Annotated in this window: 21 protein-coding genes; 13 read left to right on the top strand and 8 right to left on the bottom strand. The window is 37.6% G+C overall.

Annotation, left to right across the window (positions count from 1 at the left end; all coding sequences use genetic code 11):
• Positions 1-38 precede the first annotated feature (38 nt).
• Positions 39-941, top strand: coding sequence for a GNAT family N-acetyltransferase (locus BG04_RS21640; RefSeq protein ID WP_034652632.1), 903 nt, complete (start codon positions 39-41; stop codon positions 939-941).
• A gap of 20 nt (positions 942-961) precedes the next feature.
• Here BG04_RS21640 and BG04_RS21645 read toward each other — a convergent pair whose 3' ends face one another.
• Together BG04_RS21645 and BG04_RS21650 are read right to left on the bottom strand one after the other, a co-directional pair.
• Positions 962-1,507: a DUF4825 domain-containing protein gene (locus BG04_RS21645; RefSeq protein WP_016763889.1), complete on the bottom strand. Its 546-nt coding sequence runs from the start codon at positions 1,505-1,507 to the stop codon at positions 962-964.
• A gap of 83 nt (positions 1,508-1,590) precedes the next feature.
• Complete coding sequence (locus tag BG04_RS21650) at positions 1,591-2,322, bottom strand: ZIP family metal transporter (RefSeq protein WP_095379573.1); 732 nt, start codon at positions 2,320-2,322, stop codon at positions 1,591-1,593.
• Between the two features lie 285 nt (positions 2,323-2,607).
• On the opposite strand from BG04_RS21650, the gene BG04_RS21655 reads away from it, so the two are divergent.
• A complete protein-coding gene (locus BG04_RS21655) occupies positions 2,608-3,819 on the top strand; it encodes a cytochrome P450 (protein ID WP_013082916.1) in 1,212 nt (403 codons plus the stop codon).
• Positions 3,820-3,848: 29 nt separating this feature from the next.
• Here the strand turns inward: BG04_RS21655 and BG04_RS21660 are convergent, their stop codons facing one another.
• Positions 3,849-4,427 (bottom strand): LOG family protein, encoded by a 579-nt coding sequence (locus tag BG04_RS21660; RefSeq protein ID WP_025752097.1) that lies wholly within the window; start codon positions 4,425-4,427, stop codon positions 3,849-3,851.
• Positions 4,428-4,736: 309 nt separating this feature from the next.
• Between BG04_RS21660 and BG04_RS21665 the strand changes: the two genes are divergently transcribed.
• The 3 genes from BG04_RS21665 to BG04_RS21675 all read left to right on the top strand — a co-directional run bounded on the left by BG04_RS21665 (position 4,737) and on the right by BG04_RS21675 (position 8,068).
• Positions 4,737-6,068, top strand: a complete 1,332-nt coding sequence (locus tag BG04_RS21665; RefSeq protein WP_013082918.1) for an NAD-dependent malic enzyme — start codon at positions 4,737-4,739, stop codon at positions 6,066-6,068.
• A 142-nt stretch (positions 6,069-6,210) separates the two neighbouring features.
• Complete coding sequence (locus BG04_RS21670) at positions 6,211-6,693, top strand: PH domain-containing protein (protein ID WP_034652623.1); 483 nt, start codon at positions 6,211-6,213, stop codon at positions 6,691-6,693.
• On the top strand, positions 6,686-8,068 hold the full coding sequence (locus BG04_RS21675) for a PH domain-containing protein (protein ID WP_230586567.1): 1,383 nt from the start codon (positions 6,686-6,688) through the stop codon (positions 8,066-8,068). Before BG04_RS21670 ends, BG04_RS21675 begins: the two co-directional genes overlap by 8 nt.
• 31 nt (positions 8,069-8,099) lie before the next feature.
• Here BG04_RS21675 and BG04_RS21680 read toward each other — a convergent pair whose 3' ends face one another.
• Positions 8,100-9,458 (bottom strand): D-serine ammonia-lyase, encoded by a 1,359-nt coding sequence (locus BG04_RS21680; protein WP_051975611.1) that lies wholly within the window; start codon positions 9,456-9,458, stop codon positions 8,100-8,102.
• A gap of 162 nt (positions 9,459-9,620) precedes the next feature.
• Between BG04_RS21680 and BG04_RS21685 the strand changes: the two genes are divergently transcribed.
• Together BG04_RS21685 and BG04_RS21690 are read left to right on the top strand one after the other, a co-directional pair.
• A complete protein-coding gene (locus BG04_RS21685) occupies positions 9,621-9,830 on the top strand; it encodes a cysteine-rich CWC family protein (RefSeq protein WP_026106566.1) in 210 nt (69 codons plus the stop codon).
• A 1-nt stretch (position 9,831) separates the two neighbouring features.
• On the top strand, positions 9,832-10,770 hold the full coding sequence (locus BG04_RS21690) for a carbohydrate kinase family protein (RefSeq protein ID WP_034652618.1): 939 nt from the start codon (positions 9,832-9,834) through the stop codon (positions 10,768-10,770).
• A 24-nt stretch (positions 10,771-10,794) separates the two neighbouring features.
• Here BG04_RS21690 and cyoE read toward each other — a convergent pair whose 3' ends face one another.
• Positions 10,795-11,712, bottom strand: coding sequence for a heme o synthase (gene cyoE / locus BG04_RS21695; RefSeq protein ID WP_016763895.1), 918 nt, complete (start codon positions 11,710-11,712; stop codon positions 10,795-10,797).
• A gap of 388 nt (positions 11,713-12,100) precedes the next feature.
• On the opposite strand from cyoE, the gene BG04_RS21700 reads away from it, so the two are divergent.
• The 4 genes from BG04_RS21700 (at position 12,101) to BG04_RS21710 (ending at position 14,620) form a co-directional block, all read left to right on the top strand.
• A complete protein-coding gene (locus tag BG04_RS21700; protein WP_013082923.1) occupies positions 12,101-12,718 on the top strand; it encodes a poly-gamma-glutamate hydrolase family protein in 618 nt (205 codons plus the stop codon).
• Between the two features lie 93 nt (positions 12,719-12,811).
• Positions 12,812-12,991: a hypothetical protein gene (locus BG04_RS30375; RefSeq protein WP_129542313.1), complete on the top strand. Its 180-nt coding sequence runs from the start codon at positions 12,812-12,814 to the stop codon at positions 12,989-12,991.
• A 59-nt stretch (positions 12,992-13,050) separates the two neighbouring features.
• Positions 13,051-13,659, top strand: a complete 609-nt coding sequence (locus tag BG04_RS21705) for a methyltransferase (protein ID WP_034652615.1) — start codon at positions 13,051-13,053, stop codon at positions 13,657-13,659.
• A gap of 526 nt (positions 13,660-14,185) precedes the next feature.
• A complete protein-coding gene (locus tag BG04_RS21710) occupies positions 14,186-14,620 on the top strand; it encodes a MerR family transcriptional regulator (protein ID WP_013056794.1) in 435 nt (144 codons plus the stop codon).
• A 60-nt stretch (positions 14,621-14,680) separates the two neighbouring features.
• Here BG04_RS21710 and BG04_RS21715 read toward each other — a convergent pair whose 3' ends face one another.
• The 3 genes from BG04_RS21715 to BG04_RS21720 form a co-directional block, all read right to left on the bottom strand.
• Entirely contained in the window at positions 14,681-14,893 is a 213-nt protein-coding gene (locus BG04_RS21715) for a hypothetical protein (protein ID WP_013056795.1), read from the bottom strand.
• Positions 14,894-15,022: 129 nt separating this feature from the next.
• Positions 15,023-15,169: a hypothetical protein gene (locus tag BG04_RS30380; protein WP_013056796.1), complete on the bottom strand. Its 147-nt coding sequence runs from the start codon at positions 15,167-15,169 to the stop codon at positions 15,023-15,025.
• 141 nt (positions 15,170-15,310) lie between these two features.
• A complete protein-coding gene (locus BG04_RS21720; RefSeq protein WP_013056797.1) occupies positions 15,311-15,619 on the bottom strand; it encodes a flagellar hook-associated protein FlgK in 309 nt (102 codons plus the stop codon).
• A gap of 220 nt (positions 15,620-15,839) precedes the next feature.
• On the opposite strand from BG04_RS21720, the gene BG04_RS21725 reads away from it, so the two are divergent.
• Together BG04_RS21725 and BG04_RS21730 are read left to right on the top strand one after the other, a co-directional pair.
• On the top strand, positions 15,840-16,199 hold the full coding sequence (locus BG04_RS21725; protein WP_016763901.1) for a hypothetical protein: 360 nt from the start codon (positions 15,840-15,842) through the stop codon (positions 16,197-16,199).
• Between the two features lie 77 nt (positions 16,200-16,276).
• The gene (locus tag BG04_RS21730; RefSeq protein ID WP_016763902.1) at positions 16,277-16,456 is read left to right on the top strand and encodes an H-type small acid-soluble spore protein; all 180 of its coding nucleotides are present in this window, start codon (positions 16,277-16,279) and stop codon (positions 16,454-16,456) included.
• Positions 16,457-16,507: the final 51 nt, after the last annotated feature.

Raw genomic sequence — 16,507 nt, forward strand, 5'->3', positions numbered from 1 at the left:
CTAGCTTATTATCTTTTTAAAAAAGGAAGGAATGTCCTGTGATTATAATTAAGCCTTTAAGCCAGTGTTCTTTTTCTGATGCGCTAGAAGCATTCAATAAGGGTTTTGAAGATTATTACATTCCGATTGAGCTGTCGCTAGATCAATTCACTTGTAGATTTGGTTTCGATCAGCTATCTGTCGACCATTCTTTTATGGCTTTTTATAATAATACACCAGCCGGAATTATGTTAAATGGAATAAAAAAGGTCAAGGGAAAAAAACATGCTTGGAATGGAGGCACAAGTGTAGCCCTACCTTACCGAAAAATAGGAATTGGAGAAGCCTTACTAAAAGCTACACTTGAGAGATATCAGCAGCAAGGAGTAGTGGAAGCCAGTCTGGAAGCATTTAAAGTGAATGAAAAAGCCATTCACCTTTATCAGAAATATGGATATGAAATTGTAGATACGCTTTTATTTCTAAAGCATAGAGGTAGTTTTCACGCTTCTCTACTTAAAAAGAAGAATCAGCTTACGTATTCGTTCAAGCGAAGGCTTGCAAAAGATATTCAAAACCTACCCTTTTATACATACGACGTTCCGTGGAAAAATCAATTTGATTGTATTCATGATGGAGAAGCGTTTATTGCGTTGGATGAAAAAAACGAAGAAGTTGGCTATCTATTATTTCAAAAGAATTTTTCTTCCATAGGCATCGTGAATTCCGTTACTTTTTATCTAGGAAGCGTTAAGGAACATATCTCAAATTCAGAGGACGTTCTGGACTTTTTATTAGCAACCATTTTTAATATGTATGGACCAATTGCTTATAATACATATAATGTACCTGAAAAAAGAAATAGCTTACTCGTGAAAAAGTTAAAATCATTTGGTTTTCAAGATTTATATACAGATGAAGGAATCAAACTTGAGCAGGTGTTTATGAAAAAACAACTTTAAAAAGCGGCCATGAGCCGCTTTTACTGCATTTCCGTAATTGGATGTGCATCATAAAATTCCTCGATTTTTTCTTGCTGTCCTTCGAATTTTTCTTTCCATACTTGTTTCACGTCATTATAATTTCGAAGATCTATTCCGTAGAAGTCTGTTAACTCTTTTCGAGTAATAGTGATTGTCTGAGGAACAGTCGTATTAATAGTAAAGTGAACGCTGTCAGCATTTTGTACGGCAGAAAGTAAAATGGTTGCGTTATGTAAAAGTATGCGTTTGGTCTTAACAGACGTCCAGCTTTTTTCAAACGTATGCTGATTAGTTATTGCAGCGTAATTAATTGCTAAGTAATAAGGTTTTTGCGTATCTTGAAAGGCTATACCTTTTAAATAAACGTGTCCTGGAAGTTTATTTGTAATTTCCTCTACTGAAGCCTCATGTTTTGAAGAAGAAGTATATTGAATAGAAGAAGCAGAGACTCTTTCGGCAGACAGATTATTATGAGGTGCATAGGCACACCCTGATAGCCAAGTGAACACTGTACAAAGTGTAAGAGAAGTATATATTTTTTTCATAATGGTAACTCCTTTTGTTTATATCTACTTGTAAAGACGAAAGACCTATATATTTTGTTTCATACAAAATATAAGTTTATTCATTAAAAAGACAGATAATCCAAAATAATAGAAGTTAATAACCCTAATGAGGCAATAAAACCAATAACAGGACCACCTTCTTCAAAAGCTTCCGGCAACATCGTAGAAGCAACCATTGCCACAATTCCACCCCCGGCGAATGAGGCAATAAAACCCATCATCTTTGAGGTAGCGTCTTGAAGAAATAAGTATCCAATCCAAGAGCAAAGAGCTGATATAAAAAAAACTGAAAGCCATAATGAAAAAATTTTCTTTTGGCTGTATTGGCTTTTTAGTAGTCCGCTTGTCCCGGAGATTCCTTCCGGTATATTGCTGATAAAAATAGAGACAACAAGCAGCCAGCTAACGTGGTGCTGTTCAATCAAACTTGCGCCAATCATAAGTGACTCAGGTATAGCATCCATAATAGTACCAATAAAAATGGCTAGTCCCGAGCTAGCGGGGACAAGGTGGTCCGAACGTTTTCTTTTGTGAGCGCCTTTTTTAGCTAAGGTCATGTCAAGAAGAGTAAAGAGTCCTGCACCTGTTAAGAAGCCTAAAGAAGAAGGAATAATTCCCGCTTCTTTTACCGAATCTTGAATAAGCTCGTAAGCGGCAGCTCCTAACAAAACGCCCGTGCCAAAAGCCATAATATAAGCAGTCAACTGTTTTTTTAAAGGTACAAAAATAGCTATAATAGCGCCAATTAATACAGCTGAGCCTGAGACACCACCCCACATAAGGGCATCCATCACATGAGATCCCTACTTTCTTACGTACTTACTTGTAGTGTAACCATCTCTATGATTATTATGAAACAAGATAAAAGAACTAAAAAAATGGGAAAAAATCACTTATTTAGACCTTAAATAAAATAAGTCTTCGGTATAATTGACAAAATTTTCTGATTATGTCCGTTGAAAGTGAAAAAACCTTGTGATAGGCTTATCAAAAGATAAAAGATGGAAAAAAATTCTTTTATCTATAGTCGATTAAAAACCTTACCAAGTTTTACTTTTAAACGAAAGAAGGAAGACGAGATGAATCCAAAAGCAGTGAAAAGAGAAAATCGTTATGCTAATTTAATTCCTATGCAAGAAATTAAATCCGTTGAACAGCAGCTTTACCCATTTGATATTTATAATAGCCTGCGTCAAGAGGCACCTATTCGTTACGATGAAAGCCGAAACTGCTGGGATGTATTTGATTATGAAACAGTAAAGTATATTTTAAAAAACCCGTCGCTTTTTTCATCCAAACGAGCAATGGAAGAACGCCAAGAAAGTATTTTAATGATGGATCCTCCAAAACATACAAAGTTACGAAATTTAGTAAACAAAGCTTTTACGCCAAGAGCTATTCAGCACTTGGAGGGTCATATTGAAGAGATTGCAGATTATTTATTAGATGAAGTAAGCAGCAAAGAAAAGTTTGATATAGTAGAAGACTTTGCTGGACCACTGCCGATTATTGTAATAGCAGAGCTGCTAGGAGTACCAATACAAGACCGAGCACTGTTTAAAAAGTACTCCGATGACTTAGTGAGCGGTGCCGAAAATAATTCAGACGAAGCTTTTGCGAAAATGATGCAAAAGCGTAATGAAGGCGTGATTTTTTTACAAGGGTATTTTAAAGAAATTATCGCGGAGCGTCAGCAAAATAAACAAGAAGATCTCATTTCGCTTCTTTTAGAAGCAGAAATCGACGGCGAGCATTTAACAGAAGAGGAAGTGCTGGGGTTTTGTATTTTATTGCTAGTAGCAGGTAATGAGACAACAACAAACTTAATTACGAACGGAGTTCGGTATATGACAGAAGATGTAGACGTGCAGAATGAAGTTCGTCGAGACATATCGCTAGTTCCGAACCTGGTAGAAGAAACGCTTCGCTATTATCCTCCTATTCAAGCGATTGGACGCATAGCTGCTGAAGATGTAGAACTTGGAGAGTGTAAGATTAAAAGAGGACAGCAGGTAATTAGCTGGGCAGCGAGTGCAAATAGAGATTCAGCTAAGTTTGAATGGCCTGACACTTTTGTCGTGCATCGTAAAACAAATCCTCACGTGAGCTTTGGATTTGGCATCCATTTTTGCTTAGGAGCACCACTAGCAAGAATGGAAGGGAAAATTGCTTTTACTAAGTTACTAGAAAAAGGGGGATTTTCCAAAGTTCAGAATCAGTCTTTAAAGCCAATAGATAGCCCTTTTGTTTTTGGTGTAAAAAAATATGAAATTGCTTTTAATAACGCCTGAAAAGCGAGCGCAAATGATGCGCTTGCTTTTTAGCTTTCAGTGTTCCATTTTTGGTCCTCTGAAGGAGACGTGTAGGTGTCCATTGAAGAGATGAGCTGTTCGGGAGTATCAGAAATGTTGATTAGACGAATAGCAGAATCCGTAGAAAATCCTTCATCTACGGCATGCTGAACCATTTGCATAAGCGGGTTGTAGTAGCCGTTCACATTTAATAACCCTACTGGTTTTTTATGTATACCAATTTGAGCCCAGCAAAGAGCTTCAAACAACTCTTCAAATGTTCCGAAACCTCCAGGAAGTGCAATATAAGCATCAGCTAACTCGTGCATAGTTGCTTTTCGCTCGTGCATGCTCTCTACTTCGATAAGTTCTGTCAGCGCGGTATGAACAATTTCACCGCTAAACAAACCGCGGGGCATAATGCCAATGACTTCGCCTCCGTGCTGAAGCATTTCATTTGCAACTTCTCCCATCAGACCCATTCGTGAGCCTCCGTAAATCAGCCGGTAGTTTTTTTGGGCCATATAGCGTCCTAGCGAGACGGCGGCCTCTTTATATTCTGTTTTTATTCCAGCGCTTGATCCTGCAAACACACAAATTGATTTCAACTGCTTCACTCCTTTGTTTCTTCTCTATATAAGTCTTTTCTGTTTATGAAGAACAAATTCCTTCTTAATAATTTATGAATTTTCACAATGTCATCGCTTGATTATTCTAAAAACTTTGCTTATAATCAAAGCGAAACGTCTGTTTGAAAGCGTTATCTATTTCTTTTCCTTTGGTGAAAAAGATAGTATGTATAGATCTACTTGTAAGATAAGTAGATAACATGAACTTATGGGGAATTCGACCGTTTTAAACGCTTCATTTAGTAAGCGTACGTACTTGCAGGATTAGGACAAGGGGGATATGGGGATATGATGAATAATTTAATACGCACGTTAATGGTACAAACACCGACTGTACCCGGAAACTTAGGAAGAGTAGCAACAGCTATCGGAAATGTTGGAGGAGACATTGGCGAGGTTGAAACCGTTAAAGTAGGACATAACTACACCATGAGAAGCATTACGGTTCAAGTAGAAAGTGAAGACCAGCTTGAGGAATTGCTTGAAGCGGTTCGTAGTTTAGAAGGAATTATTTTACATACAGTATCAGATGAAGTCCTTCATGCGCATGAAGGCGGTAAAATTCAAATGAAAAGCAAAATGAAAATTGAGTCGATCGCTGACTTAAGAAGAGTGTATACACCAGGCGTAGCAAACGTTTGCCGTGCTATTCAAGAACAGCCGGACAAAGCGAAGATTTATACGAGCATTGGAAACACGGTTGCAATTGTAACAGATGGCACCGCTATACTAGGATTAGGAAATATTGGTCCAGTTGCAGGAATGCCCGTTATGGAAGGAAAAGCCGCGTTATTTGATCAGCTTGCCAATGTAAACGCTATCCCTATTTTATTGAATGTAAATGAGCCGGAAGAAATCATTCAAACGGTTAAAAATATTTCACCGGGATTCGGCGGCATTTTACTAGAAGATATAGGGTCGCCTCACTGCTTTGAAATTGAAGAACGTTTAAAAGAAGAGCTCGATATTCCAGTTATGCATGATGATCAGCACGGAACAGCAGTTGTGACGCTAGCAGCAGCTATCTCAGCTTGTCGCAGCACAGGTGTGAATTTGAAAGAAGCAAAAGTAGGGCAGATTGGCTTAGGAGCTGCCGGTATCGCTACTTGCAGAATGTTCATGGCTTACGGTGTCAAACAGGTGATAGGAGCTGATAAGTCTCCTGAAGCGAATGAACGCTTAGTCAGCTACGGTGGAAAAGTAGCGGATTCATTAGAAGAGCTTATGGAGAACTGTGATATTGTTATTGCGACAACGGGTGTACCTGGCTTAATACAAAAAGAATGGATCCGAAAAGGGCAAATTATTCTAGCACTTTCTAATCCAAAGCCAGAAATTGAACCTGAAGATGCTCTTGAAGCAGGAGCTATTTACGCTACTGACGGAAGGTCAGTGAATAATGTGCTTGGCTTCCCAGGTATTTTCAGAGGAGTGTTAAATGCAGGGGTGCGCGATATTACGCATACGATGCTTGTAGCTGCAGCTGAAGCCATTGCGAATTCAACGCGTCCAGGCGATTTAGTTCCTCACCCTCTTAATCTAGCTGTACATGAAGCAGTATCTGAAGCAGTTGAAAGAGCGGCTGTTGTACACGGAGAGAAAGACGGAGTTTATCGATAACAAACAAGGTTGCCTCGAAATAGGCAGCCTTGTTTGTTTTTCATCAAAAAGTAATAAAAAAATAGCAAACTATGAAACTTTTTTCCTTTTTTAACGTAATATAGTAATAGAAATAGTGAAAAAGGTAGAGAAAGGAGTTTTTATGGAGTTTGAACATTTAAAGGGCAAATTGCCCCTCGAGGCTAAAAAAGCGATGCGCTGGCAATCCATTTTTACGCATAGCCTTTGGCTTCTAGCAACAGCGGGTTATTTTCTACTCGTTCATTTTTTTGATTGGTGGTCAATTATTGGATGGATATCAGCTGGACTATTAGTCGTGAGCTTTATCATATATACAATTATAGCTCCAAATGTATATATGAATGTATATTCATATGAAGTAACAGATACTCAAATTGATGTACAAAGAGGGCTATTCATCTGGTATCATACGAAAATCCCGCTTATGAAAGTGCAGCACGTTGAAACATTGACAGGGCCGATTTTTCGAAAATTTGACTTGGCATCTGTTAAAATCATCACAGCCGCTGGAAGTGTTGAAATTCCTGCACTTGGACAAAGAAATGCTGAAGCACTGCGGGAGTATATTGCTAGACTAGCAGAGGTAGATGATGAAGATGAGTAAGCGGCTGCATCCGCTATATATTGCAATAGCATTTATAGAACATATAAAAAATAATATCCTGCCTTTTGTGTTTGTATTTATTGTCAATCGGCACCTGTTGTTTACATATTGGTGGGCAACGCTATTAGCAGGAGGCGTAGTCGCTTTATTTGCTTTTTTTACTTGGAGGGAATTTCGTTATGAAGTAACGGAAACGGAAGTGCGTCTGCATAAAGGGATTTTAAAAAAAGAAAAACGATTTATTCAACGAAATCGCATTCAATCGATTCAGTTAGATCAGCCGTTTGTTTTTAGAATTCTTCGCTTAGCCCGGCTTCGTATTGACACGGCCAGCAGCGGTAAGGATGCTGAAATTGATTTATCTGGTATTTCACTAAAAGAAGCGCACCATCTTAAAGATACGTTAAAGCTGTCGGGAAGTCAGCCGGAAATAAGAGAAAAAAGTCCTGAACATATGATGAAAGTGTCGGTGAAACAGCTGGCGTTAGCTGCTGCGTTTTCCGGGAATTTTGGCTATATATTTGCTGCTCTTGGTTTTCTCTATCAGTATATTGATACGTATATCAACCGCTGGGTGAAGACAGCTTACGAAGAAATGATTCATCAATCGATGCTTGGTTTATTTGTATTAGTGGCTGTAATTGTGGTGCTTGCTTATGTGCTGTCTATCGTTTTATATGTGATACGATTTGGCGGTTTTACAGTAGAACGCTACGATCATTATCTACATATTAAATACGGACTGTTAAATAAGAAATCCCTTACGATTCCTTTTCATAAAATACAGGCTGTTACGATAGAGGAAGGGTTGCTTCGACGCTTATTTGGATGGTCTTCCGTTTCGTTAAACGTCGTAACCTCTGATTTAAAAGAAAAGGTTTATTTACACCCGTTTATCCAGCAAAAAGAGATTTCAGCATTAATGAACGTATATGTCCCGCACTATGAATATATAAAGTGTCCAAGAAATACAGCGATTCAATATGCATGGTACCCATTACTATTACCGCTCTTGTTATTTGCAGCGGCAGGGATTGGCACCAGCTTTTGGAAATCAATGTTCGTGTGGGTTATTGCCGTGCTATGCCTTGCGTACGTATTTATTCACTGGTTAGGGTATCGCCAAGGCGGCTTAATGATGGACGAGGTATTTGTCAGTATTCGCTCGCAGTTTTTAACACGAAAAACAACGATTATAAGAAGAAAGAAAGTGGAACAAATTGAGGTGTTTGCAGGAACCTTTTTATGGAAAAAAGGATACAGGAAAATAAAAATTTCAACTATGGGTACAAGCGGCAGCTATAAGTCGGGATATTTTCCATTTGAAATTTGGCATCCTATCTTTCTGCAAGCTACTTCTTCTAAAAAGGCATGAAGAACATCATTGTTCTCCATGCCTTTTGACGTTATCCATTCATTAAATTTTTTCCTTGCTCGTAATAGCTATTCATCACCTCAGCTGGCACCATACTGCCTCCAGTTGACCATATAAGGTGAGTAGCTTTTGACATATCGTTTTCTAGTGCTTGCGCTTGTATATATGAAGACCCGCTTTCCATCAGGTGAAGAGGTCCTTGTAAACCAGCCGCTGCTGAAGGTTCTATATACATATTTTCACGATTGGCTAGCTCATAAATAAATCGGAAAAGCTGATCATCTTCTACAGTATAAATTCCGCTAATAAGCGATTTTATCGTTTCGCCTACAAAGCTAGATGGCCTTCCTACGGCTAGTCCATCGGCAGCTGTTACGTTATCAAGTCCAATATCCGTAACGGAAATGCCATCATGCAGCTCGGTCATTAATCCAAGCAGCATGCAAGGGGAGTGGGTAGGTTCAGCAAAAAAGCAGTGAACGTGATCACCGTATATTGCTTTTAATCCAAACGTAATACCGCCAGGACCTCCGCCTACTCCGCAAGGTAAATAGACAAATAAAGGGTGTTCGGCGTCTACTTGAATCTGCAGCTCGGCTAGCTGCTTTTTCAAACGTAAAGCCGCAACGGAATAACCAAGAAATAAATCTCTAGACTGCTCATCGTCGATAAAATGACAGGCGGGGTCTGCTTCGGCTTGCTTTCGTCCTTCTTCCACGGCTTTTCCGTAGTCAGACTGATATTCAATAACGGTTACGCCTTTCGAACGAAGCAGATCTTTTTTCCATTTCTTCGCATCGGCTGACATATGGACGGTGACGTTAAAGCCGAGAGCGGCGCTTATAATACCAATGCTTAAACCTAAATTACCGGTAGATCCTACTGCAATAGAATAAGAAGAAAATAACTTTTTACATCGTTCTTCAGCTAGAAGAGCGTAGCTGTCTTCCTCGGTAAGCAGTCCTTCTTTGATAGCAAGACTTTCAGCAAATTTTAATACTTCATAAATACCACCTCTTGCTTTAATAGAACCTGATATGGGAAGATCATGATCGCATTTCATCAGCAATGTCCCTTGCAGCTTGTTAGTCATTTGTTGATTTAAATAGTCTTTCATGTGCGTAATTTCTTGAAGAGGTGATTCAATGATTCCTTTTGATGCTTTTAGCTCTGGAAAAGCGATTTGAAGAAAAGAAGAAAAGCGAGAAAGTCGCTCTTTTGCATCTTTTATATCTTTGGTATGTAAAGAAAGAGATGAAAGTGCTTCTTGAGCAGGTTTTAAATAAGGATTTATCCAAAGTGTTTCCTGCTTATTGATTAAAGGTGTTAATAAAGGATATTCACGCATCCATGTAGCAAGGGGTTTTTGGTGAAATAAATGTGTCGTCATAAAGGCTCCTTTCTCAATATGTTATTTCCTTTATATGTATAGTATCAAGAATAAGAGAAGTTGAAAATGAAAATATCAAAAAGTAGAAAGCGCATTTTAACTACCTCTTGTATACTAATAAACATAACCTATACAACTGCATAGAAAAAAGGAGAGGAATTTATGGCATTTTCAGGCGATGATAGCAGATGTCCTATCTGCGGAGAGAAAAATAACTGTGCTTCTGTGCAAGGCAGAGAAATAGAAAAGTGTTGGTGCATGCAGAAAGTTTTTACTTCTGATCTGTTTAAACAAATTCCTTTAGAAAGCAGAGGAAAAGCGTGTGTATGCGTCAAATGCGTTGGGAGACAGAAGAAAGAAGGTGAGGATTAACGTGAAAAAAGGAGTTATTTCATACGGTGAGGCATTTATTGATTATATTGCTAAAAACGAATTTAACACCAGCTTTGACCCTTTTTTAGGAGGCACAACGGTTAATATAGCAGTCGGAGTTCAGAAGTTAGGAGCAAAAGCATATTATATCTGCAAGTTAGGCAGTGATGAAACAAGTGATTTTGTAAGAAAGAAGCTTTTAATTGAAAGAGTGAATCAAAGCGGCTGTGTAATATCGGAGATTAAAAAAGTTTGTGAAGTGTATGTACATAAAAGTAAAGAAGGAGATCGTTACTTCCATTCCTACATAGATTCTACACCTCATGAGCAAGTGTACAAACATGAGCTGCAGGAAGCTTTATTTGAGCAGGCAGCGATTTTTTATTTTGGATCAGGGACGTTGTTTCATCCGATTTCCCAGGAAACTACAAAAGAAGCTGTGAAGCTCGCAAAAAAACATCGTATGCTTGTAGCGTTTGATCCAAATATTCGAATGAAAAGATGGGAAAGTGAAGTAGCATGTAGAAATATCGTGACACCGTTTTTGTCCGAAACAGACATTTTGAAAATCTCTCAAGAGGAGCTCCTATTTTTGATGAATTCAACAGATCTGACAGAAAGCCTAGAAAAACTGAGAGCGTATCATATTCCGTACGTATGGGTCACTCAAGGAGAAAATGGCGCAGTAGCCGTTACTGCAAATCAAGCGCTTCATGTAAGTGCAAATGAAGTGCAGGCGATAGACACGACGGGAGCGGGTGATGCATTTATGGCAGGAATTCTCTGGTGTATTCATGAAAAAGGATTACCTGAAAGTGAGGAGTCACGGAAGCAGTACACAAGGTTTGCCAACGCGTTAGGTGGAGCAGTTTCGGCGAGATACGGAGGAATGATTTCACTGAAAGCAAAAGATGTATCTAGTATAAAAGCAGGTAGCTGATAGCTACCTGCTTTTGAACGTTTATTATTTAAAAAATGACAGTATAATCATCAGGGCAAAAATAATCGTAAGATGGTTCAATGAGAACACAAACATTAAAGTAGCCCATTTTGTATCTTCTAATTTTTTAAATCCAACAATCCCAAGAAGCATCCACACTAGTGTTAAACCGAACATTGTAAATGCGATAATTTTACTAAACGATAAAAATAAGAAAGATGACGCTAGTAAAATCACTAGGTATACAAGCGTTTGGACTTTGGAACGACGGATACCTTTTACTACAGGAAGCATTGGTACACCTGCGGCTTTATATTCCTCAAGTCTTCTAATCGCAATAGCGTAGAAGTGAGGAGGCTGCCATAAAAACATAAATACAAACAATCCAATTGCTACCGGATGAAATAAGTCTGGTGAAATAGCGGCCCAGCCAATGATTGGAGGCATAGCTCCAGAAATACTTCCGACTTCGGTATTATAAATGGTTGTACGTTTTGTAAGCATAGTATAAGGCACTACATAAAAGAAAAATCCTAAAATACCCATAATGGCGGCCATGTTAGAAACTAAAAATAAAATACCTACACCGATAACAAATAAAGCCAGTCCTAACCATAGAGCAAATTTAGGGTTGACCGCTCCTGTTACCGTCGGTCTGTCTTTCGTACGTTTCATGATTGCATCAATATCACGGTCATAGAAGTTATTAACTGCCCCAGCTCCTCCTACGACAAAGGATGTCCCAATTAAAGCCAAAATAATGATAGGAATTTGTGTCACAAAGCTTAAGTCATTAACAGCAATTGCGAGACAAAGCCCAGCAACCATTCCTAGTGAGTTCGATTTAATAATCCCAGTTTTTATAATAGCACTGATTACTTCCCGGGAAAAATACTGATTGATAGGAAGTGATTCCTTTGTGATAACTTCGGTATTTTTCACAGCAATTCTCCTTTTTGAGCTTATTCCTACATGAATAAACCTAATCTTTATTAATCAACTAAACTATTTTAACAAAAAAATATCGTAATTACATCAAGGTTGCTCGTAAAATTTGTTAACATTCCTTGAACTTTTTAAAAAAACAAAGAAAAATGTCGAATTACCAATTAAAAATAAGTACATCCTTTATTATAAGATAAAAATGGAATGCTTAAAAATGAAAATTTTGACTATCTGGTGAACTTTTAACGAGCAAGAAACTCGAACTTAATCGTACCATATTTATTGGTAATTGCAATCACATAGTATGTGATGAAAGAAAAGATGTGGTACATTAAAGAAAGAACTAATAAGTTTGTTTACTATGTCTTATTCACAAGGAGGATATATGATGCCAGATAAATATGCTAGCTTCTCTGAACTTGCCTCTCATGAAGTATACAACCAAGACTACAAAATTCAATTCGAAATCAGACCTTCTAACATTATTATGCTTGCGATACACGGCGGAGGTATCGAAACTGGAACATCCGAACTTGCTGTTGGGCTAGCAGGAAACGAATACTCGTATTATATATTTGAAGGGTTAAAGAAAGCAGGAAATGCCGATCTTCATATCACATCCACTCATTTTGATGAACCTCATGCGCTAACTATTATATCGAAAGAAGACTATGCCGTATCTTTTCATGGGTACAATGATAAAAATAAAAAACACACTAAAATCGGCGGTGCTGACAAGGCATTAAGATCCAAAGTGTATGAAGCGCTTGTTTCTAAAGGTTTTAGTACAGAAATTTTATCAGATCAAGACCCTTTTTCCGGTACAAGCCCTAGAAATATAACCAATAAAACAGCTAGGCGGATGGGTGTGCAAATTGAGATAAGTAAAGCGCAAAGAGAAGCTTTTTTTGCAACTAACACGAGAAATGAACGTAAAAATTCGAAAACCCAAGAATTTTTTGAGTATATATCAGCTATTAGAAGTGCATTTCCTCTTAGATAAATCAGATACGTTATAGTATTTATTAAACAGGTTAGATTTATTACGGACATGTTTGTGGTATACATATAGTAACTACATATACTGGAGGAGATAATGATGAAAACATTTGACCAAGAGGATACCTTAGAACGTCTTAAAGCCTCTTATCGATATTTAAAAAGCGTAGACGTACGGGGAATCAGCATATTAGATGATCAAAAGCGAGCGGAAGCTGTGCAGTTAATCGAAGAGATTGGTCTTAAAATATCAGAAATGCGTGTGAAAGTAGAGTGAGAAAGAAGGGCATCTGTCCTTCTTTCTCTTTTTCAACAACTATAAACAGGAGATTGGCCATGAATGAGCAATATTATGACGCTTTATTAAATATAAAAACAACGGGAGAACAAAAGGGATTCAACGATTCATTTCATTACCATCGTTATGAACCCACGCCTTATAGTGCATTAGAAACACTTTTCACTCAGTATGAGCTAACAAGCAGTGATAGAATTGTCGACTTCGGATGTGGAAAAGGAAGGCTGAATTTTTATGTGAACTACCTGTGCAATGCCACCGCTGTAGGGATAGAAATGAATGAACATTTTTATGAGCAGGCCATAGATAACCAGAGGCGCTATTTGAAAAAAGCCAAGGGCCGCAAACATCCTATTCATTTTCAGTGTTGTTTAGCCCAGGAATATAAGATTCATCCACTAGACAACTGCTTCTATTTTTTTAATCCTTTTTCAGTTCAAATCTTTATCCAAGTAGTGAACAATATTTTGCTTTCGTGGGAAGAGAATAAGCGCGAGATTGATTTGATTTTATATTATAGTTCGGAGGATTATCTTCATCATCTCGAAAAACACCCTTCTTTTATTTTAAAAGAAGACGTAATGCTGCCAGAGTTGGATCGTAAAAACCCATATGAACGGTTTTTGATTTATAAAGTAGCTTATTAGGACGACTTATTTACTGTTTGATAAAGCTGTATCTTGACGGTTCTATTTAACAAATCAGCAGGAGGTGGAAAAAGACCTGCTGATTTCATTTATAACTTTTTAGAAATTAAAGCATAACACTTTATTATGTAAGCGCTTTCTGTTATAATGAAATTAGGTTGGATAGCATGCGTGGCTATCGGTGTACTCAGCGCAGGCGGGGCTAGTACAGAAAGAGAAGGCTACATACAAGTTAATAAACATTTAGTGGATAGAAATAAGAACTCTCAAAAACAAATTTATTAATTTGTATGCTAAATCGTAAATTAACAAAAACGGCCCTTATGATAAGGTTTTAGAGAAAAGAATCCAGCATAATATACTGTATAAGCAATTTTTTTACTCTAAAAAAGGGTAAAGAAATTGCTTATTTATTTTTAAATAAGTGCACAGCTGTTCAGATTTGTTTTGAGATATCTAGCGTTAGTGTATAATAGTAACAAGTATGAAAAGTTGACATTGTTAATTGATTAAAGGGGATTTAAAAATGAGTGAACTAAAAATAGATGATGTAGCGAAGCAAAGCGGTTTAACAAAACGTACAATTCGTTATTATGAACAAATTGGACTGATGCCAGCACCTCCAAGAAGTGAAGGTGGATTTCGTCTGTACACCGAAGAACATGTAGAATTTTTAAAGAAGATTACGAATGCCAAAGAAGTCATGGGTTTTTCACTTCAAGAATTACAGGAATTTCTTGCTTTAAGTGATACTCTTGAAATACAAAAGATGGATTATAGGCAAGTGAAAGGAACAAGTCAACAAAAAGAAAAGTTAGAGCAAGTGTTACATACGGTAGAAGAGCAGCTCAAGCTGATTGAACAGAAAAAGAAGAATATCTTAAAAGTAGAGTCTGACCTTTTGTCACTGAGAGATCGTGCTAAGACTGCAATTGTAAAATTTGAGCAGGAAGAATCATAAAAAGCAGGCGCATTCACCAGAAGAGTGCGTCTGCTTTTACGGTTTTTATAGCGCATTCATTTATGATTGTGAAGTGTTTTCTTCTAGCTGTACCCCTAAAAGAAGTAAAATAGCCTGTATCCCATCGGCTTTTCCACTGTGAAAGCTTCTTGTTTCAGCATCCAAAGCTTCATTTACAGATTCCATCATATTTGATTCGTACAAGTCTAAAATTAATTGTTTTCCTTCGGGACTCAAATGCAGCTGCCCGCGTTCCTTCATTTTAAACTTCAACTTCTTCAACTCCCTTTCCCATAATACTATCAGTATACAAAATTAATAACATTTACGTAAACGTTAATTTTTGTATATGGACAGAAGAACGTATTGAGTATAGGTACTAAGTGAGGTGAGAGATACTGATTATCCTTTGCTTGTTTTAATGTTTGTCAGCTTATAGCCGCAAGCTGAGCATGTATAGATAACGTTTTGATTGGACTGAGCAGTTAAAACGGTAGCAAGCTCTTTTTGAGAATGACAGTTAGGACAAATAACAACAGGGGATTTCATGTGATTTTCTCCTTTTCTTTTTCATAGTCAAATTTTATTTTATGTAAAGTTTAATCAAATATCCTTTGTGCTATCAAAAATGACGGAAGACATGTAAAAAAGCATTCTCGCTCAAAAGAAACGGGAATGCTTAAGGTGAGTTTAAAATCCGTCCTGGCTTGCTGTAAATGGAATGTTAAGTCTTCTTTCTACATTGCGTAAGCGCTGATTTAATCTGTTTATACGATCAGTATGTCGCTCCACAACTCGATTTAAACGAGTAATTTCTCTGACTTGCTCCTCATTTTGTCTCTCAAGGGCACGAATTCTTCGTTCAAATCCTCCAAGATTTTGAAGCTGCTGTCTTTCATCGTATTCTTCATGCTGTGGTACGTAAGGGGGATAGTATTGTTGAACTGAGTAATCAACTTGCTGAGGAATGTATCCAGGGTTGAAATAATAAGGGTTCATTAGGGCACCGCTCCTTTTAGATAGTAATTTCAAATCAAACACGATATAACGTATGCGAAGATAAGAAAAATGCTATAGGCACATACCTAAAGACATTCTGTATTTAAAAAAGGAAAGTATTTTTAAAAGTCAAAAGGAGATAGCCGGTTCTTTCTTGAATATGCAAAATAGAAAAGCTTCTTTTTTAGACACTTTATTTAAGAAAGAGGGAAAGTGACCGATGGCTCAAGGAAAACAAAAACCAGCACCTAAAATAGAAGAATCAAAAGCTCCGCCTGCAAAGAAACAAAAGTCGAAGAGCCGAAGCACTAAAAAAGCGGAGCCTCCTACATCGCCCTGGGTAAAAGCTGCTTCCATTTTATCTAACATTGATTTCATTCGTTTGTTTCGAGTGCTGTTTCTTGCTTTAGTGGTTGCTTTTATTGTGTATCAATATATTTTACTTACAAAGGGAATCTTCATCAAAACATATGCGGCCCTTTGGCATCATCACAAAATGCTCTTGCTGGCTGGAGCTGCATTCATTACCTATACTTCTTTCGTTTTTTACCTTGGCTACTGCACCGCTAAAAAACGGTAGAACTGCTCTAGGGGGCGAATAGCATCTATTCTTTGAGCAAACCTTATATGTATATCAGCATAGAGGGGGGAAGAAACATGGACAAGCAGCGAGCAAAACAAATTGCTGATTCACCCGTTATGGCTAACGTTACGTATAACGATACGGCCGTTTATATTCAACATGTAAGCGAAGAAAATGATACGGTAAGAATTTATCCGCTAGGTAAGCCGGAAAATGAACAAAATGTTTCCGTGAGCCAATTAGTAGAGAATTAAGGTGGATAAATAGAGCTGGTTTTTCAGTTAAATAAAAGCCAGAGAGCTATG

This window comes from Priestia megaterium NBRC 15308 = ATCC 14581 (genome assembly GCF_000832985.1).
Lineage (GTDB): Bacteria > Bacillota > Bacilli > Bacillales > Bacillaceae_H > Priestia > Priestia megaterium.

Bases quoted from the DNA above. Each gene is read 5' to 3' on its own strand.
- BG04_RS21645 (WP_016763889.1), bottom strand. From the start codon at position 1,507: ATGAAAAAAATATATACTTCTCTTACACTTTGTACAGTGTTCACTTGG.
- BG04_RS21655 (WP_013082916.1), top strand. From the start codon at position 2,608: ATGAATCCAAAAGCAGTGAAAAGAGAAAATCGTTATGCTAATTTAATT.
- BG04_RS21665 (WP_013082918.1), top strand. From the start codon at position 4,737: ATGATGAATAATTTAATACGCACGTTAATGGTACAAACACCGACTGTA.
- BG04_RS21670 (WP_034652623.1), top strand. From the start codon at position 6,211: ATGGAGTTTGAACATTTAAAGGGCAAATTGCCCCTCGAGGCTAAAAAA.
- BG04_RS21675 (WP_230586567.1), top strand. From the start codon at position 6,686: ATGAGTAAGCGGCTGCATCCGCTATATATTGCAATAGCATTTATAGAA.
- BG04_RS21680 (WP_051975611.1), bottom strand. From the start codon at position 9,458: ATGACGACACATTTATTTCACCAAAAACCCCTTGCTACATGGATGCGT.
- BG04_RS21685 (WP_026106566.1), top strand. From the start codon at position 9,621: ATGGCATTTTCAGGCGATGATAGCAGATGTCCTATCTGCGGAGAGAAA.
- BG04_RS21700 (WP_013082923.1), top strand. From the start codon at position 12,101: ATGATGCCAGATAAATATGCTAGCTTCTCTGAACTTGCCTCTCATGAA.
- BG04_RS30375 (WP_129542313.1), top strand. From the start codon at position 12,812: ATGATGAAAACATTTGACCAAGAGGATACCTTAGAACGTCTTAAAGCC.
- BG04_RS21705 (WP_034652615.1), top strand. From the start codon at position 13,051: ATGAATGAGCAATATTATGACGCTTTATTAAATATAAAAACAACGGGA.
- BG04_RS21710 (WP_013056794.1), top strand. From the start codon at position 14,186: ATGAGTGAACTAAAAATAGATGATGTAGCGAAGCAAAGCGGTTTAACA.
- BG04_RS30380 (WP_013056796.1), bottom strand. From the start codon at position 15,169: ATGAAATCCCCTGTTGTTATTTGTCCTAACTGTCATTCTCAAAAAGAG.
- BG04_RS21720 (WP_013056797.1), bottom strand. From the start codon at position 15,619: ATGAACCCTTATTATTTCAACCCTGGATACATTCCTCAGCAAGTTGAT.
- BG04_RS21725 (WP_016763901.1), top strand. From the start codon at position 15,840: ATGGCTCAAGGAAAACAAAAACCAGCACCTAAAATAGAAGAATCAAAA.
- BG04_RS21730 (WP_016763902.1), top strand. From the start codon at position 16,277: ATGGACAAGCAGCGAGCAAAACAAATTGCTGATTCACCCGTTATGGCT.